This is a genomic window from Inquilinus limosus (genome assembly GCF_002195995.1).
GTDB classification, from domain to species: Bacteria; Pseudomonadota; Alphaproteobacteria; order DSM-16000; family Inquilinaceae; genus Inquilinus; species Inquilinus limosus_C.
In genome coordinates this window covers 1-24,233 of record NZ_NHON01000009.1, presented here as the reverse complement: position 1 = coordinate 24,233, position 24,233 = coordinate 1, and the positions used below count along the sequence as shown (strand labels likewise).

General features: G+C 69.5%; 19 protein-coding genes. 12 read left to right on the top strand and 7 right to left on the bottom strand.

The annotated features are described in order from the left end of the window. Nucleotides 1-8 precede the first annotated feature (8 nt). Together BWR60_RS06710 and BWR60_RS06705 are read right to left on the bottom strand one after the other, a co-directional pair. Complete coding sequence (locus BWR60_RS06710) at nucleotides 9-740, bottom strand: DUF4241 domain-containing protein (protein ID WP_179221657.1); 732 nt, start codon at nucleotides 738-740, stop codon at nucleotides 9-11. 28 nt (nucleotides 741-768) lie between these two features. Then, nucleotides 769-2,625: an ABCB family ABC transporter ATP-binding protein/permease gene (locus tag BWR60_RS06705; RefSeq protein ID WP_088150242.1), complete on the bottom strand. Its 1,857-nt coding sequence runs from the start codon at nucleotides 2,623-2,625 to the stop codon at nucleotides 769-771. A gap of 207 nt (nucleotides 2,626-2,832) precedes the next feature. Here BWR60_RS06705 and BWR60_RS36215 point away from each other — a divergent pair, with 207 nt between their 5' ends. Together BWR60_RS36215 and BWR60_RS06690 are read left to right on the top strand one after the other, a co-directional pair. Then, entirely contained in the window at nucleotides 2,833-4,515 is a 1,683-nt protein-coding gene (locus BWR60_RS36215) for a L,D-transpeptidase family protein (protein ID WP_179221656.1), read from the top strand. A gap of 327 nt (nucleotides 4,516-4,842) precedes the next feature. Further along, on the top strand, nucleotides 4,843-5,379 hold the full coding sequence (locus tag BWR60_RS06690; protein ID WP_179221655.1) for a DUF882 domain-containing protein: 537 nt from the start codon (nucleotides 4,843-4,845) through the stop codon (nucleotides 5,377-5,379). Between the two features lie 59 nt (nucleotides 5,380-5,438). Here the strand turns inward: BWR60_RS06690 and BWR60_RS06685 are convergent, their stop codons facing one another. The 3 genes from BWR60_RS06685 to BWR60_RS06675 all read right to left on the bottom strand — a co-directional run bounded on the left by BWR60_RS06685 (nucleotide 5,439) and on the right by BWR60_RS06675 (nucleotide 7,657). Further along, nucleotides 5,439-6,155: a metallophosphoesterase family protein gene (locus BWR60_RS06685; RefSeq protein WP_088150239.1), complete on the bottom strand. Its 717-nt coding sequence runs from the start codon at nucleotides 6,153-6,155 to the stop codon at nucleotides 5,439-5,441. 27 nt (nucleotides 6,156-6,182) lie between these two features. Next, nucleotides 6,183-6,686, bottom strand: coding sequence for a hypothetical protein (locus BWR60_RS06680; protein ID WP_230982974.1), 504 nt, complete (start codon nucleotides 6,684-6,686; stop codon nucleotides 6,183-6,185). A gap of 344 nt (nucleotides 6,687-7,030) precedes the next feature. Next, a complete protein-coding gene (locus BWR60_RS06675) occupies nucleotides 7,031-7,657 on the bottom strand; it encodes a DapH/DapD/GlmU-related protein (RefSeq protein WP_088150237.1) in 627 nt (208 codons plus the stop codon). Nucleotides 7,658-7,823: 166 nt separating this feature from the next. Here BWR60_RS06675 and BWR60_RS06670 point away from each other — a divergent pair, with 166 nt between their 5' ends. Continuing rightward, nucleotides 7,824-8,711, top strand: coding sequence for a LysR substrate-binding domain-containing protein (locus BWR60_RS06670; protein ID WP_088150236.1), 888 nt, complete (start codon nucleotides 7,824-7,826; stop codon nucleotides 8,709-8,711). Here BWR60_RS06670 and BWR60_RS06665 read toward each other — a convergent pair. Further along, complete coding sequence (locus BWR60_RS06665) at nucleotides 8,708-8,971, bottom strand: CBU_0592 family membrane protein (protein WP_088150235.1); 264 nt, start codon at nucleotides 8,969-8,971, stop codon at nucleotides 8,708-8,710. The genes BWR60_RS06670 and BWR60_RS06665 overlap by 4 nt on opposite strands. Nucleotides 8,972-9,176: 205 nt before the next feature. Between BWR60_RS06665 and BWR60_RS06660 the strand changes: the two genes are divergently transcribed. The 6 genes from BWR60_RS06660 to BWR60_RS06635 all read left to right on the top strand — a co-directional run bounded on the left by BWR60_RS06660 (nucleotide 9,177) and on the right by BWR60_RS06635 (nucleotide 18,067). Next, on the top strand, nucleotides 9,177-10,742 hold the full coding sequence (locus tag BWR60_RS06660) for an ABC transporter substrate-binding protein (RefSeq protein ID WP_088150234.1): 1,566 nt from the start codon (nucleotides 9,177-9,179) through the stop codon (nucleotides 10,740-10,742). Beyond that, nucleotides 10,742-11,689, top strand: a complete 948-nt coding sequence (locus BWR60_RS06655; RefSeq protein WP_088150233.1) for an ABC transporter permease — start codon at nucleotides 10,742-10,744, stop codon at nucleotides 11,687-11,689. Before BWR60_RS06660 ends, BWR60_RS06655 begins: the two co-directional genes overlap by 1 nt. A gap of 6 nt (nucleotides 11,690-11,695) precedes the next feature. Next, nucleotides 11,696-12,511 (top strand): ABC transporter permease, encoded by an 816-nt coding sequence (locus BWR60_RS06650; RefSeq protein WP_088150232.1) that lies wholly within the window; start codon nucleotides 11,696-11,698, stop codon nucleotides 12,509-12,511. Continuing rightward, entirely contained in the window at nucleotides 12,508-14,109 is a 1,602-nt protein-coding gene (locus BWR60_RS38625) for an ABC transporter ATP-binding protein (RefSeq protein WP_088150231.1), read from the top strand. Before BWR60_RS06650 ends, BWR60_RS38625 begins: the two co-directional genes overlap by 4 nt. A gap of 22 nt (nucleotides 14,110-14,131) precedes the next feature. After that, the gene (locus BWR60_RS06640; protein ID WP_088150230.1) at nucleotides 14,132-16,135 is read left to right on the top strand and encodes a CocE/NonD family hydrolase; all 2,004 of its coding nucleotides are present in this window, start codon (nucleotides 14,132-14,134) and stop codon (nucleotides 16,133-16,135) included. A 222-nt stretch (nucleotides 16,136-16,357) separates the two neighbouring features. Beyond that, complete coding sequence (locus BWR60_RS06635; RefSeq protein ID WP_088150229.1) at nucleotides 16,358-18,067, top strand: aconitase X; 1,710 nt, start codon at nucleotides 16,358-16,360, stop codon at nucleotides 18,065-18,067. A 96-nt stretch (nucleotides 18,068-18,163) separates the two neighbouring features. Here BWR60_RS06635 and BWR60_RS06630 read toward each other — a convergent pair whose 3' ends face one another. Continuing rightward, nucleotides 18,164-18,784, bottom strand: a complete 621-nt coding sequence (locus tag BWR60_RS06630; protein ID WP_144445534.1) for a hypothetical protein — start codon at nucleotides 18,782-18,784, stop codon at nucleotides 18,164-18,166. Nucleotides 18,785-19,042: 258 nt separating this feature from the next. On the opposite strand from BWR60_RS06630, the gene putA reads away from it, so the two are divergent. From putA to BWR60_RS06615, 3 genes are all read left to right on the top strand, one after another. Beyond that, the gene (putA, locus tag BWR60_RS06625) at nucleotides 19,043-22,936 is read left to right on the top strand and encodes a trifunctional transcriptional regulator/proline dehydrogenase/L-glutamate gamma-semialdehyde dehydrogenase (RefSeq protein WP_088150227.1); all 3,894 of its coding nucleotides are present in this window, start codon (nucleotides 19,043-19,045) and stop codon (nucleotides 22,934-22,936) included. Nucleotides 22,937-23,112: 176 nt separating this feature from the next. Continuing rightward, on the top strand, nucleotides 23,113-23,583 hold the full coding sequence (locus BWR60_RS06620) for a hypothetical protein (protein ID WP_230982973.1): 471 nt from the start codon (nucleotides 23,113-23,115) through the stop codon (nucleotides 23,581-23,583). A gap of 390 nt (nucleotides 23,584-23,973) precedes the next feature. Then, the coding region (locus tag BWR60_RS06615; RefSeq protein WP_429913010.1) for a hypothetical protein at nucleotides 23,974-24,233 on the top strand (260 nt) is incomplete at its 3' end.

Here is a 24,233-nt window from a genome sequence, read left to right as displayed (position 1 = left end):
CGTCGGGATCACTTCCCGGCGCGCCACTCCACCACGCCGAAATCGGTGACCAGGGCGACCACGCGGCCGGTCTCGTCAAGGCCGAAATAGGAGGCGTAGAAGCCGTCGCCCCAGCCCGAGGAGAACATCGCCACATTGGCCTGCCCATACGGGCGCAGCAGCCAGGTCCGGCTGGCGACGGGGGCGGCGTTCAGGGCCGCGACCAGCCGTTCGGTGGCGGCCTCGTCCGCCGTGGCCGCCATGTAGGGCGCGTGGGTGACGGCGTCCATGAACGCGCCGGTGCCGGTGTCGACGCCGTAGCCGTGGATGTATCCCGGCTTCAGCGCCGCCAGCATCTGGCCGGGCCGCAGCGCCATCTCCCAGCGCACCGCCGGCCGGTCGGCGAAGAGGATGCGGGCGAAGGCCACGCGCTCGTCGTCCGGCATCTCCGCCATGGCGAGCTGGACCGGGAACTTGCCGGCCGGGACGCGCCGGGTGAAGGCCTCGATGCCGTCGCAGACGAAGGGGTCGCAGGCGACGATCCGGCCGCTCGGCACCCCCAGGAGGCCGATGTCGAGCCGCGAGAGCGCGATCGGCCCGTCGGAGGCGGCGACCGTGAAGCGGGAGCCGAAGGCTTGCGAGAACAGGGCCGACTGGGACAGGGGCTGTGATGTCTCCGCCGCACGAGCCCGGCCGGCCGGGAACCAGACGATCGCGAGCAGCAGCAGGCTCCAGGCGAGCGATCGGCTTGAGAGACGCATCAACCCGGCTCCTGCTACCGCTGCGTGGTCATGATGCCGCGACCATCTCCGGATCGCGGTTCGGCCGTTCCGGCGCCACCAGCTCGCCGCGCTCCGCCGCCTCCTGCTGCCGGCGCCACATCTCGGCATAGCGGCCGTTCTCGGCCAGCAGCTGGGCGTGGCTGCCGCGCTCGGCGATGCGGCCGTCGGCCAGCACGATGATCTCGTCGGCATCGATCACGGTGGACAGCCGGTGGGCGATCACCAGCGTGGTCTTGCCCTGGCTGACCTCGCGCAGATTGGCCTGGATCTCGCGCTCGGTGTTGGTGTCGAGCGCCGAGGTCGCCTCGTCGAACAGGAGGATCGCCGGGTCCTTCAGGATGGTGCGGGCGATCGCCACGCGCTGCTTCTCGCCGCCCGACAGCTTCAGCCCGCGCTCGCCGACCTTGGTGTCGTAGCCGTCGGGCAGGCGCAGCACGAAGTCGTGGATGCGCGCCATCTGCGCCGCGGCCACCACCTCCTCGTCGCTCGCCCCCGGCCGGCCATAGGCGATGTTGTAGCGGATGGTGTCGTTGAACAGCACCGTGTCCTGCGGGACGATGCCGATGGCGCCGCGCAGGCTGGCCTGGGTGATGTCGCGGATGTCCTGCCCGTCGATCCGCACCGACCCGGCGGTGATGTCGTAGAAGCGGAACAAGAGGCGGCTGATGGTCGACTTGCCGGCGCCGGTCGGGCCGACGATGGCGACGGTGTTGCCGGCCGGCACGGTGAAGGTGACGCCCTTCAGGATCGCCCGGCGCGGGTCGTAGCCGAACTCGACATCGGTGAAGCTGACCGTGCCGCCCTGGACCTGCAGCGGCTGGGCGCCGGGCGCGTCCGTCACCTCCTGCGGCACGCCGAGCAGGGAGAACATCTTCTCGATGTCGACCAGCGCCTGCTTCACCTCGCGGTAGACGAAGCCGAAGAAGTTCAGCGGCAGGTACAGCTGGATCAAGTAGGTGTTGGCCAGCACGAAGTCGCCGACCGTCAGCCGGCCCTCGACGATACCCTGGGCCGCCATCCACATCACCGCGGTCAGGCCGACGGCGATGATCGCGGCCTGGCCGATGTTCAGCAGCGACAGCGACACCTGGCTGCGCACCGCCGCCCGCTCGTAGCGGATCAGCGACGCCTCGTAGCGGCGCGCCTCATGGTCCTCATTGCCGAAATACTTGACCGTCTCGAAGTTCAGCAGGCTGTCGATCGCCTTGGTATTGGCCTCCTGGTCGGTCTCGTTCATCTGCCGGCGGTACTTGGTCCGCCATTCCGTCACCCACAGGGTGAAGGCGATGTAGAGGACGACGGTGGCCAGCGTCACCAGGGCGAACCACAGGTCGAGGATCCACCACAGCACGGCGACGACGAACAGGATCTCGACCAGCGTCGGCAGGATGTTGAACAGCATGAAGCGCAACAGCGTGTCGATCGCCGCATTGCCGCGCTCGATCGCCCGCGACAGGCCGCCGGTCTGGCGGTCGAGATGGAAGCGCAGCGACAGGGCGTGCAGGTGCTGGAAGGTGGCCAGGCCGGTGCGGCGGATGGCGCGCTGCGCCACCTTGGCAAAGATCGCGTCGCGCAGCTCGCCGAAGGCCAGGCTCAGCACCCGGGCCGCGCCATAGGCCAGGATGATGCCGACCGGCAGGACCAGCGGCAGCCCGCCCTTCAGCGACAGCGCATCGATCGCCTGCTTGTAGAAGATCGGGGTGTAGACGCTGGCGACCTTGGCCGCGATCAGCAGCAGCACCGCCAGCACCACCCGGGCCCGCATCTCCAGCTGGCCGGCCGGCCAGAGATAGGGGGCGAGCGAGCGCAAGGGATGACGGCCCTTGGCGGCGTCGATGACGGAAGGGGGCGTGGCGGCGTTCATGGCGCGTACCCTAAGCGGGCGCCTCGCGGGCGGGAAGGGCAAAGCCGCGCCAGGCGCCTTGCTGGCAATGCGGATAAAATTGTATGTTTATGTTGCTGTGCCGCAACGCAGTGTGACTTTAACGATTTTGTCACGGCAAAAGGACTCCTCTGGTCCCGCGCCCGCGCTACGTATCTGAAGGTTGCTGGAGTTTCCACGATGCGACGCTTGGCTATCCCGCTTCTGTCCCTGCTGCTCGGCGCGGCGGTGCTGCCGGTTGCGGCGCAGGCCGGGCTGACGCCCGCGACCGCGGCCCCGCAGGACGTCGCTTCCCTCTCGGACCCGCGGGCGGCGATCGAGGCCGTGATCGGCGATGCCGAGACGATCACGGTCGGCGGTGTGGTCCTGAAGGCGCAGAACGTCCGGGACCTCTATGCGGGCCGCGGCTGGTTCCCGCTGTGGATCGACATGGACGGACGGCTGGACCCGCGCGTCGGGCCGGTCATGGCACGCCTGGCCAAGGCGCGTGACGAGGGCCTGGTCCCGGCCGACTACTATGTCGAGCCGCTGCAGGATCTGATCCGATCCGCCGATGCGGACGACGTCGTGGCCGCCGAGATCCTGCTCAGCGCCGCGGTGATGCGGTACGGCGCCGATGTGCATGCCGGCCGGCTGGTGCCGCGCGAGATCGACAACACCTTCGACATCACGCCGAAACCGGTCGACCGCGCGGCCCTGGCCACCGCCGTGTCGATGCTGCCCGACCCGGACCGGTTCCTGGCCGATCTGGCGCCGAAGCATGCGCTGTACCAGAAGCTGAAGGGCGCGCTGCGGGGATACGAGACCCTGGCCGAGGCCGGCTGGCCCGCCATCCCGCCGGGCGAGAGCCTGCGGCCGGGGCAGGAGAGCGACCGCGTGCCGGTGCTGCGCGCGCGCCTGGCCGCGACCGGCGAGTTCGTCGGCGATCCGGCGGATCAGAGCCGTCTCTACGACCCGCAACTGGTGACGGCGGTCGAGCAGTTCCAGGGCAAGCACGGGCTGAAGCCCGACGGTATCCTCGGCCGCGGCACTTTGGCCATGCTGAACCGGCAGGGGCCGGAGCGGATGAACCAGATCATCGCCAGCATGGAGCGGCTGCGCTGGCTGCCGGACGATCTCGGCCCCGACTACCTGATGGTCAACCTGGCCGCCTTCTCCATGGACGTCGTCGCCGACGGCCAGCTGGTGCGGACCATGGATGTCGTGGTCGGCCAGCCCAAGACCCAGACGCCGCTGTTCAACAGCGCCCTGACCTATCTCGAGTTCAACCCGACCTGGACGGTGCCGCCCTCGATCGCCAGCAAGGAATACCTGCCGAGGCTGCGCAGCAACCCGGGCTATCTCGCGAGCCGCAACTACAAGCTGTTCTCCGGCTGGGGCAGCGGTTCGCGCGAGATGAGCGCCGACTATGTCGACTGGAACGGCGTCGGGGCCGGCACCATGCGGGGCCTGCGCATCCGGCAGGAGCCGGGGCCGAGCAACGCCCTGGGCAAGGTCAAGTTCATGATGGCCAACAACTGGGCCGTCTATCTCCACGACACGCCGTCGAAGAGCTACTTCAAGCGCAGCAACCGGGCCCTGTCGCATGGCTGCGTGCGGCTGCAGGATCCGATCTGGCTGGCCGACTACCTGCTGAACGGATCGCCCGATTGGTCGCCGGCGCGGCGGGAGCGGGTGATGGGCAGCTGGACCCCGACGACTCGAATCAACCTGCCGACTCCGATGCCGCTCTACCTCGTCTACCAGACCGCATGGATCGATCAGAGCGGCGAGGTGGCGTTCCGGGACGACATCTACGGCATCGACGCCAAGGTCATCGCGGCGCTGCAGGCCCGTGAAACCCAGCGCGAACAACTCGCATCTTCACGCTGAAATCCTCGTACGATTCAGACATTGCTCCAGAGGGCGGCCGAATTTCGGTCGCCCTTTTTCATTTTTCCTTGATGGTTTCGTGATGCCGTAAGTTCTCTATTATGATTTTCCGAAATTTTACTTTGGGTTTCACCAGAAGTGCGACAGATCTACCACAATGTTGCCATTATATCACAGAGTTTCTTTGTAAACGTGAGAAGAAATGGTTGATTCCCGCTTCGGCCTGCTTCACAAAGGACGCCATCGAACGCCCGGCGCCGAGTATAGGCGTGTAAAGCGTCAGAAATGCCGGAAGCGTAGCGAGTGATGTTAGGAGCAGCGGGAACGATGCAGAGACGGCAATTCCTGAGGATGTCGGCCGGGGCTGTCGCAGCCGCAGCCGTCGCGCCCATCGCACCACTCTCAGCCCTTGCCGCCACCAATCGAAGAACGCTCCATCTCTACGACGCCCATAATCTGGTCGAAATCAAGGAAGAGTACTTTGCCGACGGCTGGTACAACCCGGACGTCCTGGCGAAGTTCAACTATTTCCTGCGCGACTGGCGGTCGGACGAAGTCCGGGTGATGGATCCGAAGCTGCTCGACATCCTCAATGCTCTGCAGCGCAAGGGCGGATCGGACGAGCCGATCCACGTCGTCTGCGGCTATCGCTCCCGCGCCACCAACGCCATGCTGGCCCGCCGCAGCCGCGGCGTCGCCCGCAACTCCCTGCACATCCAGGGGCAGGCGGCGGACATCTTCATGCCGAATATGAGCCTGGCCAGCCTGCGCCGTAATGCGGTCGACATGCAGGCCGGCGGCGTCGGCTACTATCCGCGCTCCAACTTCGTCCACGTCGACACCGGCGATATCCGCACCTGGTGATGGGCGTGATGCGGACGGGCAGGGGCCGCCTTCGGGCGGCCCTTTCCATTTGAGCCGCATCACAGCTCGATCAGCGCATAGGGCCGGCCGCTCGGCTTCTCGATCGCCCAGGCGACGTTGTAGACCGGCGCTCCGCCCGGAGTGTGGCCCTGATACACGCCGCGATGGGCGTGGCCGTGCACCACGGCGCTGACCTGGAAGCGGTCGATCGTCTCGGCCAGGCGAGAGGAGCCGAGGAAGGGGTAGATCTCCAGCGGCTCCCCCTCGATCGTCTCGACGATCGGGGCGTAATGCAGCACCACCATCGCCCGCGGCGTCTTGACGGTGCGCATCGCGTTCTCCAGCCGCATCGCCTCGGACACGGCGACGGAAACGAACTCCTTGGTCTCCGGCTCGCCGAAGGATCCCAGCATCCGGCGGCCGAAGCCGCCGGCGAAGCCCTTGACGCCGACGAAGCCGACTCCGTCCAGCTCGGCCGCGCTGCCGTCCAGCAGGCGCAGCCCCGCCTGGGTCAGGATCGACCGCACCTCGTCGACCGCGCCGCATTCGTAGTCATGATTGCCCAGCACCCCGAGCACCGGGATCGGGCAGGCGCGCAGGTCCTCGGCCAGCCGCTCCGCCTGCTGCACCGTGCCGGTGTCGGTCAGGTCGCCGCACAACACCAGGGCGTCGGCGGCCTGGGCGATCTCGCCGAACATCTCGCGCAGCGGGTCGGAATCGTCCTTCACATGGATGTCGCCGATCGCGGCGACGGTGAATGTCCCGTCTTTCGCCATGGGTCGGTTCCGCTCTCCTGTCTCGTGTCAGGCGTCGCGCCACTCGCCCTCGCCGCCGACATCGGCGAAGCCCCAGTCCTCGACCGCCGCGGTGTAGTCGACCCGCGACAGCATGCGGCCGCGGCAGACCTTCATCTGCGGCGGGGGCAGGTCCAGCTGGTGGCGCAGCCGGTCCATCAGCTCGTCCATCAGCCAGCGCGGCACCCGGTCGCGCTCGGTCGGGTAGACCCAGCGGAAGTTCAGCAGGTGGACCAGCAGCATCTCCCAATGCAGCTCCATGTAGGCGAGCAGCCGCGGCCAATCGATCTCGTCATGCTGCTTGAGGATGACATGGACCACGTCCGCGCCGTCGTAGCGATGGCGCATCTGGATGAAGGCCTTGGACCAGATCAGCTCGGTCGGGGCGACGATCCGGACCTTGCTGCCGAAGACCTCGATCTCCCGGGCATGCTCGAACCACTGGTCGTTCACCGGCATGGTGCCGTTCGACGATGCGTAGATCACGTCGAAGAAATGCCGGCCCTTGTGCACCTTGCCCAGCCAGCGCTCGTCCTCGATCTCGATCGAGAGGCCCTGGTCGTGGAAATGGCCGAGGATGCGCGGGCTGTCCCCGGCCTTGCAGAAGATGTCCAGGTCCTTGGTCGGCCGCGAGATGCCGGTATAGGCGCTGACGGCGTAGGTGCCGGCCAGCAGGAACGGCAGGCCGGTCGCGGCCAGATCACGCAGCGCGTCGGAATAGAAGGCCTCGGCCTGCGGATCGTGCAGCGTCGGCGCGGCGGCGGCGGTGATCGACGGAATCGGCCGGTCCTCCAGGTTGCGGCAGGCGTTGCAACAACCGGATGGCGGGACCGTCGGTTCCGTCGCCGGTCGGCGGTTCAGCCCCCGGCTGCGTGCCTGGCGCAGAACGCCTCGGCGTCGAGCGTGCGGAAGTCCTGCAGTGCGGTGCGCAGCCGGTCATGCGGCCAGTCCCACCAGGCCAGCGCCATGAGCCGCGCCTCCACCGCCTCGGTCACCCGCCGGCGGATCGGCCGGGCCGGGCTGCCGGCGACGATGGTGTAGGGGGCGACATCGCGGGTGACCACGGCGCCGGCGCCGATCGCCGCCCCGGTGCCGACCGTGACCCCGGGCAGCACGATGGCGCCGTGGCCGATCCAGACGTCATGGCCGATCGTCACCCGGTTCTCTCGCCGCCAGCCGAAGAAGTCGGTGTCGTCGGTGTCCGAGAGGCCGTAGGCGGAGGAGCGGTAGGTGAAATGGTGCTGCGTCGCCCGCCAGGTCGGGTGGTTCGGGGCGTTGAGGCGGGTGTAGGCGGCGATCGAGCAGAACTTGCCGATCTCGACGCACCAGGCCATCGACCCGTCCATCAGGTAGCTGTAGTCGCCCAGCGTGACCTCGTTCAGCACGGCATGGGCGCCGACCTCGGTATAGACGCCGAGGCTGCAGGCCGACACGCGGGCGGTCGGGGCGATCAGGGGCTCGGGCCCCAGGGTCTTGGCGCTCATCGGACTCTCCGGACGGGATTCATGTAGAGGTCTAGACAAGTTCGATGACGATTCTGCTGTCGTCCGGATGACGATCGCCGTGCTGCTGCGGCTTGTGCCGGGCCGCCGGATCGCTAGGCTGGCGCGGCGTCCGGCATCGGCCCGGACGGTATCCCCCGGCCCGTGAATGCCCGCTTCCTCCCATCTCGGCCTGCCGCCGCTCAATGCCCTGGTCGTGTTCGAGGCCGCGGCCCGGCTGGCCAATTTCTCCCGTGCCGGCACCGAGCTGGGCCTGACCCAGAGCGCGGTCAGCCGCCAAATCCTGAAGCTCGAGGCCTTCATCGGCGGCAAGCTGTTCCAGCGCACCCCGTCCGGCGTCAGCCTGACGCCGCTGGGCGAGAGCTATGTTGCCGAGGTCCGCCGCATCCTCGGCGACCTGGTCGCGGTGACCCATGGCGCGCGCGGCTCCGCCGGGCCGAGGCAGGTGACGCTGGCCTGCTCGCACGGCATCGCCGATCTCTGGCTGATGCCGCGGCTGCAGGCTTTGGACGCCGCCCTGCCGGGGATCGAGCTGCGGCTCAGGGTGACGGACGACGTCCACCATCTTCGGCTCGACGAATTCGACCTCGCCATCTTCTACCGGCGCGAGCGGCCGACCGGCGTGGCGCTGCATGTGCTGGGCACCGAGGATGTCGTGCCGGTGGCGGCGCCGGGCCGGCCGGCGCTGCAGGACGACCCGGCGCCGACCCTGCTGGCGATCGAGGATTCGCTGCGCGAATGGACGGACTGGCAGCACTGGTTCGGCGCGGCGACGATGCCGCTGCCGGCGCGGGCACGGTTCTGGCGGTTGGGTTCCTATGCCCTGGCGGTGCAGGCGGCGACGCAGGGGCTGGGCACGACGCTGGGCTGGACCTGGCTGCTGCGCGACCACCTCGCTTCAGGTGTGCTGGTGCCGGCGCATGGCTTCCACCTGCGCTCGGAAGGATCGTTCTACCTGATGCGCCCGCTGGATCGGCATGTCCGCCGGGTGGTGCGCCAGGCGATGGACTGGCTGGTGGCTAGCAACGCCGGCTAGGGACTCACCGCCGCCGACCGCGCCTGCATTCGCCGGGCCTTCACCAGGCCGATGATGGTGAACAGCATCCAGAAGGCCTGGGCCACGAAGGAGGCCAGGTTGAAGCTCCACAGCAGCGAATACATCACCAGCACGCCGCCGATGATGTTCAGGAGCGCGGTGCGCCAGTCCGTGATCGCGAGGATCTGCAGCTGCGCCAGGGCATAGGCGTGCAGATAGGCCAGGACACCGACCAGGCCCACGACATCCGGCAGACTCACGATTCGACCTCGAGCAACGAAGGCGCCCTGGATAGGGGGCGGCCCGCGGAAACGGCATCGAATCTTGCTCATGGGGTCATGCCCAAAAATCATGTCCGACTTATTGCCGTCATCCACTAGGGTCCGGCCGCTCAAGGCAGCGCGACGCAACGGCTGCCGAACGGACGCCGCCGAGCGTCCGCCCACCGGACAACAGGGATCGGTCATGACACGCAGGGATCTCCCGCAACTCGAAACCACGCGCCGCGGCCTGCTGCTGGGCGCCGCCGGCCTCGGCCTCGCCACCGCCGCACCGGGTTTCGCCGGCCGCGCCTTCGCCCAGGACACGCCGCGCAAGGGCGGGGTGCTGAAGCTGGGCATGGGCGGCGGCAGCACCACCGACACGCTCGACCCGCGGGTGATGACCGACTGGGTGCCGCTGAACCAGGCCTTCATGCTGATGAACGGCTTGGTCGAGATCGACCGCAACAACCAGGCGGTGCCGGAGCTGCTGGAGAGCTGGGAGGCCAAGCCCGGCGCGGCCGAATGGGTGTTCAACCTCCGCCAGGGCGTGACCTTCCACAACGGCAAGGCGCTGACGGTCGAGGATGTGATCTACTCGATCAACCTGCATCGCGGCGAGACCAGCTCCGCCGCCCGCGCTATCGCCGAGCAGATCAAGGACGTCCGCAAGGTCTCCGACAGCCAGATCGCGATCGAGCTGACCGGCGGCAACGCCGACCTGCCGTACCTCCTGTCCGACTATCATTTCCTGGTGGTGCCCGAGGGCTTCACCGACTGGTCGAAGCCGATCGGCACTGGCCCCTTCGTCTATGAGAGCTATGAGCCCGGCGTGCGCTCGCGCTTCACCCGCAACCCGAATTACTGGAAGCCGGGCTGCGCCAATGTCGACGCGGTCGAGGTGATCGTCATCAACGACGTCGCCGCCCGCACCAACGCGCTGATGTCGGGCCAGGTCCACGCCATCAACCGGCTGGACTTCAAGACGGTCGACCTCTTGAAGCGCAACCCGAAGCTGCAGATCGTGCAGTCGGCCGGCGGCCAGCACTTCACTTTCCTCATGGACTGCACCAAGCCGCCTTTCGTCGACAACAATGTCCGTCTCGCCATCAAATATGCGATCGACCGGGAGCAGCTGCTGAAGGTGGCGCTGCGCGGCTATGGCCAGCTCGGCAACGACCATCCGATCCCGCGCACCGACCGCTTCTTCAACAGCGAACTGCCGCAGCACGCCTACGACCCGGACAAGGCCAAGCATTACCTGCAGCAGGCCGGTATGTCGGAGCTGAAGGTCGAGCTCTCGACCTCCGACGCGGCCTTCGGCGGCGCTGTCGACGCCGCCGCGATCTTCCGCACCGCCGCGGCCAAGGCCGGGATCGACGTGTCGATCAAGCGCGAATCCCCCGACGGCTACTGGGACAAGGTGTGGCTGCAGGCGCCGTTCAGCATGGGCTATTGGGGCGGCCGCCCGACCGCGGACCAGATGCTGTCGATCGCCTACGCCTCCGACGCCAAGTGGAACGACACCCACTGGAAGAACCAGCAGTTCGACAGGCTGCTGCTGGAGGCGCGAGCGCTGTTGGACGACGCCAAGCGCAAGGAGATCTACTGGACGCTGCAGGAGATGATCTCGGACCTGGGCGGCGCCATGATCCCGATGTTCGGCGACTATCTCGACGGCGTGTCGACCCAGGTGCAGGGCGTCACCCCGCATCCGATGTTCAACTTCATGGGCGGGCGGCTGGCGGAGCGCGTCTGGCTGGCGGCGTGATGGCGTCGCTGATCCTGAAGCGGATCGGGCTCGGGCTCTTCACCTTGTGGCTGGTGTCGGTGCTGGTCTTCGCCGGCACCCAGCTGCTGCCCGGCGATGTCGCCTCGGCCATTCTCGGCCAGTCGGCGACGCCGGAGTCGCTGGCCGCGCTGCGCCACAGCCTGGGGCTGGAGCAGCCGGCGCTGCTCCGCTACGGCCAGTGGCTGTGGGACTTCGGCCAGGGCGATCTCGGCCAGTCGCTGGCCAACCAGCAGCCGGTCGCCGACCTGCTGTGGCCAAGGTTCTGGAACACCATGTTCCTGGCCGCCTATGCCGCGGTGATCGGCGTGCCGCTGGCGGTGGGCCTCGGCATCCTCACCGCGGTTCGCCGCGGCGGGGTGTTCGACCGGGTGGTCAACATCGTGGCGCTCGGCACCGTGTCGCTGCCGGAATACTTCCTCGGCCTGGTGCTGATCCTGGTCCTGGCGGTGCAGAACCCGGTCTTCCCCAGCCTGGCCGACGTCTATCCCGGCATGGGCTTCGCCGAGCGGCTGGACGCGACCACGCTGCCGATGCTGACGCTGCTGCTGGTCACCGTCGCCCAGATCATGCGCATGACCCGGACGGCGGTGCTGGCGGTGATGGATTCGGCCTATGTCGAGACCGCCTATCTGAAGGGCCTGCAGACCGGCCGCGTGGTGCTGCGCCACGCTTTGCCGAACGCCGCCGCGCCGGTGGTCAACGTCGTCGCCTTCAACATCGCGTACCTGATCACCGGCGTGGTGCTGGTCGAGGCGGTGTTCAACTACAACGGACTCGGCCGGTTCATGGTCGACGCGGTGGCCAAGCGCGACCTGCCGATGGTGCAGGCCTGCGCCATGGTGTTCGGCGCCGCCTACGTCATCCTGAACATGATCGCCGATATCGCCGCCATCGCGCTGAATCCGCGCCTGCGGCACCCCCGGTAGACGGCCATGAAACGCATTCCCCTGACGGCCTGGATCGGCCTGGCGATCATCGCCCTCAACCTGGCCGCGCTGCTGTTCGGGCCGCTCCTGGCTCCGTTCGGCGAGGAGGACATCCTCGGCGGCCCGTTCGACCCGGCCACGGCGCTGAACTGGTTCGGCCTGGACCAGAACGGCCGCGACATGCTCTCGCGCCTGCTGTACGGCGCGCAGATGTCGATCGGCGTGTCGCTGGCCGCCTCGCTGCTGTCCTTCTCGGTCGGCCTGCCGCTCGGCTTCCTCGCCGCGCTGCGCGGCGGCTGGGTCGACACGGTGCTGTCGCGGCTGGTCGACACCATCATGTGCATCCCCGTGCTGATCTCTGCTTTGGTGGTGCTGCAGGCGCTCGGCTCCTCGCTGCCGGTGCTGATCGTCACCATCGCTCTCCTGGACTCGACCCGCGTCTTCCGCCTGGCCCGGATCCTGGGGCAGGGGATCAACGTGATGGAATATGCCGAGGCGGCGCGGCTGCGCGGCGAGGGCGCCTGGTGGCTGATCCGCAAGGAGATCCTGCCGAACGCCGCGGCGCCGCTGATCGCCGAATTCGGCATGCGCTTCTGCTTCACCTTCCTGTTCGTCGCCGGCCTGTCCTTCCTCGGCCTCGGCATCCAGCCGCCCTATGCCGATTGGGGCGGCATGGTGAAGGACAACCAGCAGGGCATCCTCTACGGCCTCTACGCGCCGCTGTACCCCGCGGCCGCGATCGCGCTGCTGACCATCGGGGTCAATCTGGTGGTCGACTGGCTGCTGGCCGGCCGCACCCGGCCGCAGGGAGAGGGACGATGACCGACATCCTCACCATCCGCGGCCTCAGGGTCGAGGCGCCGGACGGCACCGTGCTGGTGCATGGCATCGACCTCGACCTCAGGAAGGGCGAGGTGCTGGGCCTGATCGGCGAATCCGGCGCCGGCAAGTCGACCATCGGCCTGGCCGCCATGGGCTGGGGCCGCGGCGGCTGCCGCATCGCCGGCGGCACCGTGGCGATCGGCGACCGGACGGTGACTGGCGTCGGCTCGGCCGGCCGCGCCCGGCTGCGCGGCGCCCGCATCGCCTATGTGGCGCAGAGCGCGGCGGCCGCCTTCAACCCGGCGCTGACCATCGGCCGCCAGGTGCTGGAAGGGCCGAAGCACCACCGGGCGATGGGCAAGGCCGCGGCACGCGCCTGGATGCTGGAGCTGTTCCGTGCCCTCGACCTGCCGGACCCGGAGCATTTCGGCGACCGCTACCCGCACCAGGTCTCGGGCGGGCAGCTGCAGCGCGCCATGGTCGCGATGGCGATGTCCTGCCGCCCCGACATCCTGGTGCTGGACGAGCCGACCACGGCGCTGGACGTCACCACCCAGATCGAGGTGCTGGCCCTGCTGCGCCGGCTGATCCAGCGCTACGGTACGGCGGCGCTGTACATCAGCCACGACCTTGCCGTGGTGGCGCAGATCGCCGACCGGATCCAGGTGCTGCGCCACGGCAAGCCGGTCGAGCTCGGCCCGACGGAACAGGTGCTGGAAGCGCCGCGCGAGGACTACACGCGCCGGCTGGTCGGCGAGCGGCAGGCCAGCCTGGCCGGGGAGCCGCGCCGGCATGAGGGCGGCGCCGAGCTGCTGGCGGTCGACGGCATCTCCGCCGCCTATCACAAGGTGCCGGTGCTGGCCGACGTCTCGCTGTCGCTGCGCCGGGGCGAGACGCTGGCGGTGGTCGGCGAATCCGGCTCCGGCAAGTCGACCCTGGCGCGGGTGATCACCGGCCTGCTGCCGCCGACCGCCGGCTCGGTGCGGCTGGACGGGCAGGCGCTGCCGCAATCCTACACCGCCCGCAAGCGGGACCTGCTGCGCCGGATCCAGTTGGTCTACCAGCTGCCGGACGTGGCGCTGAACCCGCGCCAGACGGTGGGCGAGGCGATCGGCCGGCCGCTCGGTTTCTATTTCGGGCTGAAGGGCCGCGAGCAGAGGCAGGAGGTAGCGCGGCTGCTGGGCCTGATCGGCCTGGATCCGGATTTCGCCGGCCGGCTGCCCGGCGCGCTGTCGGGCGGGCAGAAGCAGCGCGTCTGCATCGCCCGCGCTCTGGCGGCCAGGCCGGATTTGATGATCTGCGACGAGGTGACCTCGGCGCTCGACCCGCTGGTGGCGGAGGAGATCCTGCGCCTGCTGCGCCGGCTGCAGGACGAGCTCGGCGTCGCCTATCTGTTCATCACCCACGACCTCGGCGTCGTCCGCCGCCTGGCCGACCGCACCGCGGTGATGCAGCGCGGCCGGGTGGTGGAGCAGGGGCCGACCGAAGAAATCTTCGCGCCGCCCTTCCACGACTACACCGGCCGGTTGCTGGCCTCCGTCCCCGAGCTGCGCCGCGACTGGCTCGACCAGGTCCTGGCCGCGCGCGCCACTGCCTGACCCTCTTCAAGGGAGACCCGACATGCCGATCCGCGTCGAGGAGAACATCTGGATTCCGCTGGCCGACGGCACCCGCCTGGCCGCCCGGCTGTGGCTGCCGGAGGGGGCGGAGACGGCGCCCGCGCCGGCCGTGCTGGAATACATCCCCTACCGCAAGCGCGACGGCACCCGCGGCCGGGACGAGCCGATGCATGGCTGGTTCGCCGCCCAGGGCTATGCCGCCCTCCGCGTCGACATGCGCGGCACCGGCGAATCCGACGGCCACATGGCCGATGAGTACCTGAAGCAGGAGCAGGATGACGCGCTGGAGGTGATCGCCTGGATCGCCGCGCAGCCCTGGTGCACCGGCGCCGTGGGCATGATGGGCAAGTCCTGGGGCGGCTTCAATGCGCTGCAGGTGGCGGCGCGCCGGCCGCCGGCGCTGAAGGCGATCATCACCGTCTATTCGACCGACCACCGCTATGCCGACGACATCCACTACCAGGGCGGCTGCCTGCTGAACGACAATCTGTGGTGGGGCGCCATCATGCTGGCGTACCAGGCCCGGCCGGCCGACCCGGCGATCGTCGGCGAGGGCTGGCGCCGGCAGTGGCTGGAGCGGCTGGAGCGGATGCCGTTTTTCCCGGCGCTGTGGCTGCGCCACCAGCGCTATGACGAATACTGGAAGCACGGCTCGGTCTGCGAGGACTGGTCGGCGATCCAGGTCCCGGTCCTGGCGGTCGGCGGCTGGGCCGACAGCTACACCAACGCCGTGCCGCGCCTGCTGGCCGGGCTGACCGTGCCGCGCCGCGGCATCATCGGGCCCTGGGGCCATGTCTACCCGCAGGACGGCGCGCCGGGCCCGGCGATCGGCTTCCTGCAGGAGGCGCTGCGCTGGTGGGACCAGTGGCTGAAGGGCCACGACACCGGGGTGATGGAAGAGCCGATGCTGCGCGCCTTCGTCGAGGACTGGAACGTCCCGGCCGGCACCCGGGCCGAGACCGAAGGCCGCTGGGTCGGCGAGGCGGAATGGCCCAGCCCGGCCATCCAGCCGCGGCGCTGGGCCCTGAATGCGCCGGGCGCGCTGGCCGACACGGCCGCTGATGAGAGCGACATCCCGGTCCGCTCGCCGCTCAGCCACGGCAAGGCGGCCGGCGAATGGATGGCCACCGGCTGCCCCGGCGAGCTGCCGGTCGACCAGCGCCTGGATGACGGCGCGGCGCAGCTGTTCGACACCGCGCCGCTGAACGAGGCGGTGGAGATCCTGGGCGCGCCGGAGCTGCTGCTCGACCTCGCCGCCGACGCGCCGGTGGCGCAGCTGGCGGTGCGGCTGTGCGACGTGGCGCCGGACGGCCGCTCGGCCCGGATCAGCTACGGCGTGCTGAACCTGACCCATCGCGACGGCCACGACTCCCCGGCGCCGCTGGAGCCGGGCAAGCGCTATCAGGTGCGGGTGAAGCTGAACGATTGCGGCCACCGCTTCCCGGCCGGGCACCGCATCCGCATCGCCGTCGCCACCGGCTATTGGCCGACCGTCTGGCCGGCGCCCACCGCCGCCACCCTGACCCTGCGGGCCGGGGCCAGCCATCTCGACCTGCCGGTGCGGCAAGGCGGGGCAGGGGGCGTCGTGGCCTTCGAGCCGCCGGTGCGCGGCCCGGCCGCGCCCACGACGCAGGTGTCGGCCGGCAGCATCCGGCGGTATTCGAAGCAGGACCACATCAGCGGCGAGACCATCTATGTCACCGAGGGCGTCGGCGGCGTGTTCGGCGAGGGCATCCTGCGCTTCGACGAGATTGACACCACCCTGGCCCACAGCCTGAAGCGCGAGCTGACGATCCGCGACGACGACCCGCTCTCGGCCCGTTACGTGCTGACCCAGTCCTACGAGATGGGCCGCGAGGGCTGGCGCATCCTGATCGAGAGCCGGTCGGTGCTGACCGCGGATCTCGATCGCTGGCACCTGACCACCGAGCTGACGGCGAAGGAGAATGGCGAGGTCGTGACCGAGCGCTCCTGGACCGAGGACATCCCGCGCGACCTGGTGTAGGTGGGCCGATTTGTATCGGCGGCCTCAACAACCGACGTCGCCAATCACTCACCGTCATGGCGAGGAGCGCAGCGACGTGGCCATCCAGGGGCCGGTGCGAGCCGCCCCTGGATGGCCACGCCCCTTCGGGGCTCGCCATGACGGCTCAATAATTCAGGCCGTCTGTGTTGCGCCGGATCGGGACGCATTACAGTTGTCGGCCTGAAGCCAGCGGACGCACCCATGCCAGCCAGCGCCGACAGCCCCCGCCTCGACCAGGGTCTCAGCCTCCTGAGTGGGACCGCCAGCGGCCCCGTCGTCGCGATGGCGGAAGGGCTGAGCTTCTGGGGCGGGGTGGATGCCGCCACCGGGATGGTGATCGATGTCCATCATCCCCGGCGCGGCGCCGCGCTGGCTGGGGCGGTCGTGCTGATGCCCACCAGCCGCGGATCCTGCTCGGGGTCTGGCGTGCTGCTCGAGCTGGCGATGGCCGGCCGGGCGCCGGCGGCGCTGGTGTTCTCCGAGCCGGAGGACACGCTGACCCTCGGCGCGATCGTTGCCGCGGAGCTGGCCGGGCGGGTGATCCCGGTGCTGCGTCTGCCGGCCGCAGCCTTCGCGGCCGTGGCGGCTGCCGGGACGGCGTCGATCACGCCGGAGGCCGTGGAGATCGACGGCCTGCGGATCCCGGTCGCGCCGCCGCCGGCCGATGCGCTGGCGCTCGAGGCGCGCGACCGGGCCATGCTCGACGGCACCGAAGGCCCGGCCCTGCAGCAGGCCATGCGCATCCTCTGCGCCATGGCGCGGCAGCAGGGGGCGGCGGCGCTCACCGACGTGACGCGCGCCCATATCGACGGCTGCATCTATGCCGGGCCGGCGAACCTCGTCTTCGCCGAGACGATGGAGCAGCTGGGCGCTCGGGTCCGTGTCCCGACGACGATGAACGCCATCTCGGTCGACCGGGAGAACTGGCAGGCCCAGGGTGTGCCGCCGGAGTTCGGCGGGCCGGCGGCGCGGCTGGCCGACTCCCATGTGCGGATGGGCTGCCGGCCGAGCTTCACCTGTGCCCCCTATCTTCTGGACGATCCGCCGACCCCCGGCGAAACCATCGGCTGGTCGGAATCGAATGCGGTGATCTTCGCCAACTCCGTCCTCGGTGCCCGGACGGCGAAGCATCCGGATTTCCTCGACCTCTGCATCGCGCTCACCGGCCGCGCCCCTCTCGCCGGCGCCTTCCTGGACGAGCACCGGCGGGCGAGGCGGATCATCGAGATCGAGCTTTCCGACGGCGCCGGGCCGGAGGCCTGGCCGCTGATCGGCTATCTCGCCGGCCATGCCGCGCCGGACCGGGTGCCGCTGCTGCGGGGGCTGGCCGAGGCGAAACCAACCCAGGACGATCTGAAGGCGCTCTGCGCCGCCTTCGGCACGACCTCGGCGGCACCGATGCTGCATGTCGAGGGCGTCACGCCGGAGGCGGGGCAGGAGGTCGATGCCAGTGTCGATCGCGTGGTCATCACCCGGGCGCAGCTCGCCGAGGGCTGGGATCGGCTGAGCGGCGGGCCGGAGGCGGTGGACCTTGTCGCCATCGGCAGCCCGCACGCCTCGCTTTCGGAATGCCGCGCGCTGGCCGATGGGCTTGCAGGCCGCCCGCGGGCACCGGATGTGGCCGCGATCGTCACCGCCGGCCGGCAGGTGATCGCCGCCGCCGAGGCCGACGGCACGATGGCGACCCTGCGGGCCGCTGGCGTCGACGTGATTCCCGATCTGTGCTGGTGCTCGATCTCGCGGCCGGTGTTCCCGGCGGCGGCGAAGACGGTCATCACCACCTCGGGCAAATACGCCCATTACGGGCCCGGGCTGTCGGGCTGCGCCGTGCGCCTCGGCACCCTCGATGACTGCATCGAGGCGGCGCTGACCGGGCGCGCCCCGCTGCGGCGGCCGGGCTGGCTGTCCTAGTGGATTGTCTCCAACGTTTGGACCCCACGCTTTCTGGCGGCGACGATGGTGTCCGGACAGGATCCTCAGCCGGACTCTTCCTGTCCCGCCAATTCGTTAGAGGAGGATGGCGGCCCGGATCTCGGCGGCGCTGCCGTACTGGCCGATCGCGTCGAGATAGGCCGTAAAGGTGGCGCCACGCGCCCGGTCGGCGTCATCCGCCACGAAGGCCGTGCCCAGCTTGGAGTGCGCCGTCCTCTGGTATCCGAAGGATGCCAGGGCGATGAGCTCCCGCCCCAGCACCCGGGGGCGCCTGAAGCTCTCGTCCCAGATGTCGTCGTCGGCTGGCATCTTCTGGGACGCCAGATAAAAATCCGACCCGGACGTGATCCCGCCCAGGATCCACGCATCGTTCAGCAAAGGCCACCACTCCACGTCGTTGAGAACGCTGCCCTGTGTTATCGATGCGGTGCCGTCGCCCTTCGTATTGGCCGCTTTCCCTTTGACCGGCTTCTGCGCGGTCGTTCCGAAATTACCGAGCAGCGCCTTGTCACCCCGGATCTCGATCCCACCAAGAAGGAGCGTGTCGAGCTGTGTGAAGTATGCATTGCTGTACAGCGTCCATGCCTTCTTTGTCTCCTCCTGATAATTCACTCGCTTCTTCCAGCGCGGAATATTCCCCTTGTATTTAGATTCCAGGGTATCGAGTTCTGACAAAAAAGCGCTTCTGTCGTACACGCCATCCTCCAGTCGACTGAATTTCACGCCAGGCTAAAGATTCCTCCACAATTGTTGCCGGAGACCTACAAACCCAGGGCCGCTATGATGCTTGTGATGACATCTGAAGCAGGATGCTTGCAAACGTAGCTGGAATCGTTGCCCATCCCGCTTGCGAGACCTCGGCATCAGGTGAGGTGCAACCTCTAGGGAGTGAGGTTGCACCTTCCTCCCTGTCAATGGTACTACTTCCGCAGAACAAGCCCGTGGAGCGGGACCATGGCCAGCACGACGTTCGGCGTGAAGATCGATGACGAGCTGCGCGCGCGGCTGAAGGTGGCGGCGGAGAAGCAGGGCCGCACCCCGCACTGGCTGGTCAAGCAAGCCATGCTGCTGATGCTCGACCGGGTCGAGCGCGGCGAGACCTTCGGCGGCCCCGACGAGGCCGATGCCGGCGACCCGGCCGATGGCGCGTCGGCCGAGCAGGCCGGGCCGCAGCCCTTCCTCGACTTCGCCCAGTCGGTGCAGCCGCAGACGGTGCTGCGCGCCAAGATCACCGCCGCCTATCGCCGGCCGGAGGAGGAGTGCCTGCCCTTCATCCTGGCCGGCGCCAGCCTGCCGAAGCCGGTGACCGACGGGGCGCGGGGCATCGCCCGCACCCTGGTCGAGGCGCTGCGCGCCAAGGGCGTCGGCGCCGGGGTCGAGGGGCTGATCCAGGAATTCTCGCTGTCGAGCCATGAGGGCGTGGCCCTGATGTGCCTGGCCGAGGCGCTGCTGCGCATCCCCGACCGCGCCACCCGCGACGCGCTGATCCGCGACAAGATCTCCTCCGGCGACTGGCAGTCCCATGTCGGCCAGAGCCCGTCGATGTTCGTCAACGCCGCCGCCTGGGGCCTGGTGGTGACCGGCAAGCTGGTGACCACCAACAGCGAGGCCGGCCTGTCCGCCGCGCTGACCCGGCTGATCGGTCGCGGCGGCGAGCCGCTGATCCGCAAGGGCGTCGACATGGCGATGCGGATGATGGGCGAGCAGTTCGTGTCCGGCCAGACCATCTCCGAGGCGCTGGCCAACGGCCGCAAGTTGGAGGCCAAGGGCTTCCGCTACTCCTACGACATGCTGGGCGAGGCGGCGACGACGGCGGCCGACGCCGACCGCTACTACCGCGACTACGAGCAGGCGATCCACGCCATCGGCAAGGCGGGGGAGCGGCGCGGCATCTATGAGGGGCCGGGCATCTCGATCAAGCTGTCGGCGCTGCATCCGCGCTATTCCCGCGCCCAGGCCGACCGCGTCACCGCGGAGCTGCTGCCGCGACTGACCGCCCTGGCGGTGCTGGCCCGCAGCTACGACATCGGCCTCAACATCGACGCCGAGGAGGCCGACCGGCTGGAGCTGTCGCTCGACCTGCTGGAGGCGCTGTGCTTCGACCCGGCCCTGGCCGGCTGGAACGGCATCGGCTTCGTCGTCCAGGCCTACCAGAAGCGCTGCCCCTTCGTGATCGACTACGTCGTCGACCTGGCCCGGCGCAGCGGCCACCGGGTGATGGTGCGGCTGGTCAAGGGCGCCTATTGGGACAGCGAGATCAAGCGCGCCCAGGTCGACGGCCTCGAAGGCTTCCCGGTCTACACCCGCAAGATCTACACCGACGTCAGCTACCTGGCCTGCGCCCGCAAGCTGCTGGCGGCGCCGGACGCGGTGTTCCCGCAATTCGCCACCCACAACGCCCAGACCCTCGCGACCATCTACAAGATGGCCGGCGAGAACTACTATCGCGGCCAGTACGAGTTCCAGTGCCTGCACGGCATGGGCGAGGGGCTGTATGAGGAGGTGGTCGGGCGCGAGAAGCTGGACCGGCCGTGCCGGATCTACGCGCCGGTCGGCACCCATGAGACGCTGCTGGCCTATCTGGTCCGCCGCCTGCTGGAGAACGGGGCCAACACCTCCTTCGTCAACCGCATCGGCGACCCGGATGTCTCGATCGACGAGCTGATCGCCGACCCGGTCGAGGCGGCGCGCAAGGTGCAGCCGCTGGGCGCCCCGCACGCCAAGATTGCCCAGCCGCGCGCCCTGTTCGGCGACAGCCGCGACAACTCGGCCGGCATCGATTTGTCGAACGAGCAGCGCCTGGCCTCGCTGTCGGCCGCCTTGCTCGGCGGGGTCGACGCCGCGGTGCGCGCCGTGCCGATGCTGGGCGATGGCGACCGCGACGGGCCCGCGCGAGAGGTCCGCAACCCGGCCGACCGGCGCGACGTGGTCGGGCAGGTGGTCGAGGCCTCGGCCGAGCAGGTCGACGAAGCCATGGCCCAGGCCGCCGCGGCCGCGCCGATCTGGCAGGCCACCCCGCCGGGCGACCGCGCCGCCTGCCTGATGCGCGCCGCCGATTTGATGGAGGCGCGGATGCCGGCCCTGCTGGGCACCATCATCCGCGAGGCCGGCAAGACCCTGCCGAACGCGATCGGCGAGGTGCGCGAGGCGGTCGACTTCCTGCGCTACTACGCCGCCCAGGTGCGCGACGGCTTCTCGAACGACACCCACCGGCCGCTCGGCCCCGTGGTCTGCATCAGCCCATGGAACTTCCCGCTGGCGATCTTCACCGGCCAGGTGGCGGCGGCGCTGGCCGCCGGCAACACCGTGCTGGCCAAGCCGGCGGAGGAGACGCCGCTGATCGCCGCCGCCGCGGTCCGAATCCTGCGCGAGGCCGGGGTGCCGGCCGGGGCGGTGCAACTGGTGCCGGGCGCCGGTGAGGTCGGGGCGCGGCTGGTCGCCGACGGCCGCACCCGCGGCGTGATGTTCACCGGCTCGACCGAGGTCGCCAAGATCATCCAGAAGGTGCTGGCCGACCGGCTGGATCCGGAGGGCCGGCCGATCCCGCTGATCGCCGAGACCGGCGGCCAGAACGCGCTGATCGTCGACAGCTCGGCCCTGCCGGAGCAGGTGGTGGGCGACGTGCTGGCCTCGGCCTTCGACAGCGCCGGCCAGCGCTGCTCCGCCCTGCGCATCCTGTGCTTGCAGGAGGATGTGGCCGACCGCGTCCTGACCATGCTGAAGGGGGCGATGGCGGAGCTCGCCGTCGGCAACCCGGACCGGCTGGCCACCGATGTCGGCCCGGTGATCACCGACGAGGCGCGCGGGATCATCGCTGCGCACATCGAGGCGATGCAGGCCAAGGGCCGCAAGGTCCAGGCCCTGCCGCTGCCCGAGGCGGCGAAGCACGGCACCTTCGTGCCGCCGACGCTGATCGAGCTTGACTCGATCGCCGAGCTGAAGCGCGAGGTGTTCGGGCCGGTGCTGCATGTGCTGCGCTACCGCCGCAGCCAGCTGGACCAGCTCTTGGACGCGATCAACGCCACCGGCTACGGCCTGACCTTCGGCGTCCACACCCGGATCGACGAGACCATCGCCCGCGTGTCGCACCGCGCCACGGCCGGCAACGTCTACGTCAACCGCAACCTGATCGGCGCGGTGGTCGGGGTGCAGCCCTTCGGCGGCCACGGCCTGTCCGGCACTGGCCCCAAGGCCGGCGGCCCGATGTACCTGTACCGGCTGCTCTCGGTCCGGCCCGAGGCCGGGCCGGTGGCGGCCGATGCCGGCGCCGGGGCGGAGAAGCGCTTCCAGCCGCTGCGCGACTGGGCGGCCGCGCTGCGCAAGGCCGGCCGGGCGGCGGAGGCCGACCGCGTCTCCGGCTATGAGGCGCTGAGCCCGATCGGCGTGACGCTCGAACTGCCGGGCCCGGTCGGCGAGAAGAACAGCTACAGCGTCGAGCCGCGCGGTACGGTGCTGTGCCTGGCCCAGACCGCGACCGGCGCGGCGCTGCAGATCGGCGCGGCGCTGGCCACCGGCAACAAAGCCGCTCTCTCGGCCCCGAAGGAGGTCGCCGACGCCCTGCTCGGCGCGCTGCCGGCGTCGCTGAAGCCGCTGCTGTCCCGTGCCGACGACTGGGCCGCGGCGCCGGCCGACGCGGTGCTGTTCGAGGGCGACGGTGACGCGCTGCACGCGGTCAACCAGGCGGTCGCGGCCCGGCCCGGCCCGCTGGTGCCGGTGCAGGGCGCGGCCCGCGACGACCTGGCCGAGGGCCGCGCCGGCTATGCGCTGGAATGGCTGGTGCTGGAGCGGTCGGTCAGCAACAACACCGCCGCGGCCGGCGGCAATGCCAGCCTGATGACGATCGGGTGACGCGCCGGCGATGTGTCCGGCCGGCTCGACATACCGATGGGGGAAAATAAATAGTATCCAATAATTTTCGGCAATCTTTAATAGAGTAAACTGCTAGGATGCGTGTCGGCACGCGCCTGCTCGTGGGCGCTGCCGCTGCTCAATCGGAGCGACTCTCACCTGTGGGGAAGATGCCGATGATCAACCAGACAATCCGGAACAGTGTGGGCGCACTGATTCTGGCGACCGGCGCGGTGTTCGCTGCGGCGTCACCGGCGCAGGCCGCAACCCTGCAGGAATGCAGCGCCAGGTATCAGGCGGCGCAGGCCGCGGGCAAACTCGACGGCATGACGTGGAGTGACTTCCGCAAGGCCGAGTGCAGTGCCGATGTCGCCCCGGCTGCGGCTCCGGCCGCCCAGGCGTCGGCCGTGCCTGTCGCTGCCGCCAAGCCCGCCGCCGCCCCGGCGGTGCCGGCGGCGGCCGGCGATGCGGTGTTCCCGCCGGCCGTCTCGTCCAAATACGCGGCCGAGCCCCCGGCCAGGGCGCGGATGCACACCTGCCGCGACCAGTACAACCTCAACAAGACAACGAAGAGCAATGGCGGCCTGCGCTGGATCCAGACCGGCGGCGGCTATTACAGCCAGTGCAACGCCCGCCTGAAGAGCTGATCCCTGAGCCGGGCCGCATGCTGGCCTGAGAGGCGGCTTGCGGCCCGGCCGGGCCTGCTGGTGCCGGTGCAGGGCGTGGCCGCGCCGATCTGGCCGAGAGCCGTGCCGGCTACGCGCTGGAGTGGCTGGTGCTGGAGCGGTCGGTCAGCGACAACACCGCGGCCGCCGGCGGCAATGCCAGCCTGATGACGATCGGGTAGGGGAAGCGCGCTGAGGACTTGTCGGACGTACAGACGCGGCGGCCGCTCTACTGGGGCGTGCCGCCGTCAATTCTTGCAACCTTCAAGAACATAGAGTGTTAGTATCGACGCCGGCATGCGCCTGCTCGTGGTGACGGGTCGATGCCGCTGCTCGATCCGAGCGATTCGGTACTCTGTCGGGAGGATGCCGATGATCAGTCTGACAATTCGGAACAGTGTGGGTGCCCTGGTTCTGGCGGCCGGCGCGACCTTCGTCCTGGCGTCGCCGGCCCAGGCCCTGACCATGCAGGAATGCAGCGTCAAGTATCAGGCGGCGCAGACCGCGGGCACGCTCAACGGCATGAAGTGGAACGACTTCCGCAAGGCCGAATGCGGCGCAGACGCCGCCCCGGCGGCGGCGACGCCGGCCGCGGCCGCTCCCGCGGCGGCAGCCCCGGCTGCCGCCGCGGG

Coding starts and splice junctions, on each gene's coding strand:
- BWR60_RS06710 (WP_179221657.1), bottom strand. CDS start 740: ATGCGTCTCTCAAGCCGATCGCTCGCCTGGAGCCTGCTGCTGCTCGCG.
- BWR60_RS06635 (WP_088150229.1), top strand. CDS start 16,358: ATGCCAGCCAGCGCCGACAGCCCCCGCCTCGACCAGGGTCTCAGCCTC.
- BWR60_RS06660 (WP_088150234.1), top strand. CDS start 9,177: ATGACACGCAGGGATCTCCCGCAACTCGAAACCACGCGCCGCGGCCTG.
- BWR60_RS06690 (WP_179221655.1), top strand. CDS start 4,843: ATGCAGAGACGGCAATTCCTGAGGATGTCGGCCGGGGCTGTCGCAGCC.
- BWR60_RS06705 (WP_088150242.1), bottom strand. CDS start 2,625: ATGAACGCCGCCACGCCCCCTTCCGTCATCGACGCCGCCAAGGGCCGT.
- BWR60_RS06670 (WP_088150236.1), top strand. CDS start 7,824: ATGCCCGCTTCCTCCCATCTCGGCCTGCCGCCGCTCAATGCCCTGGTC.
- BWR60_RS06640 (WP_088150230.1), top strand. CDS start 14,132: ATGCCGATCCGCGTCGAGGAGAACATCTGGATTCCGCTGGCCGACGGC.
- BWR60_RS06620 (WP_230982973.1), top strand. CDS start 23,113: ATGATCAACCAGACAATCCGGAACAGTGTGGGCGCACTGATTCTGGCG.
- BWR60_RS06675 (WP_088150237.1), bottom strand. CDS start 7,657: ATGAGCGCCAAGACCCTGGGGCCCGAGCCCCTGATCGCCCCGACCGCC.
- BWR60_RS06655 (WP_088150233.1), top strand. CDS start 10,742: ATGGCGTCGCTGATCCTGAAGCGGATCGGGCTCGGGCTCTTCACCTTG.
- putA (WP_088150227.1), top strand. CDS start 19,043: ATGGCCAGCACGACGTTCGGCGTGAAGATCGATGACGAGCTGCGCGCG.
- BWR60_RS38625 (WP_088150231.1), top strand. CDS start 12,508: ATGACCGACATCCTCACCATCCGCGGCCTCAGGGTCGAGGCGCCGGAC.
- BWR60_RS06650 (WP_088150232.1), top strand. CDS start 11,696: ATGAAACGCATTCCCCTGACGGCCTGGATCGGCCTGGCGATCATCGCC.
- BWR60_RS06685 (WP_088150239.1), bottom strand. CDS start 6,155: ATGGCGAAAGACGGGACATTCACCGTCGCCGCGATCGGCGACATCCAT.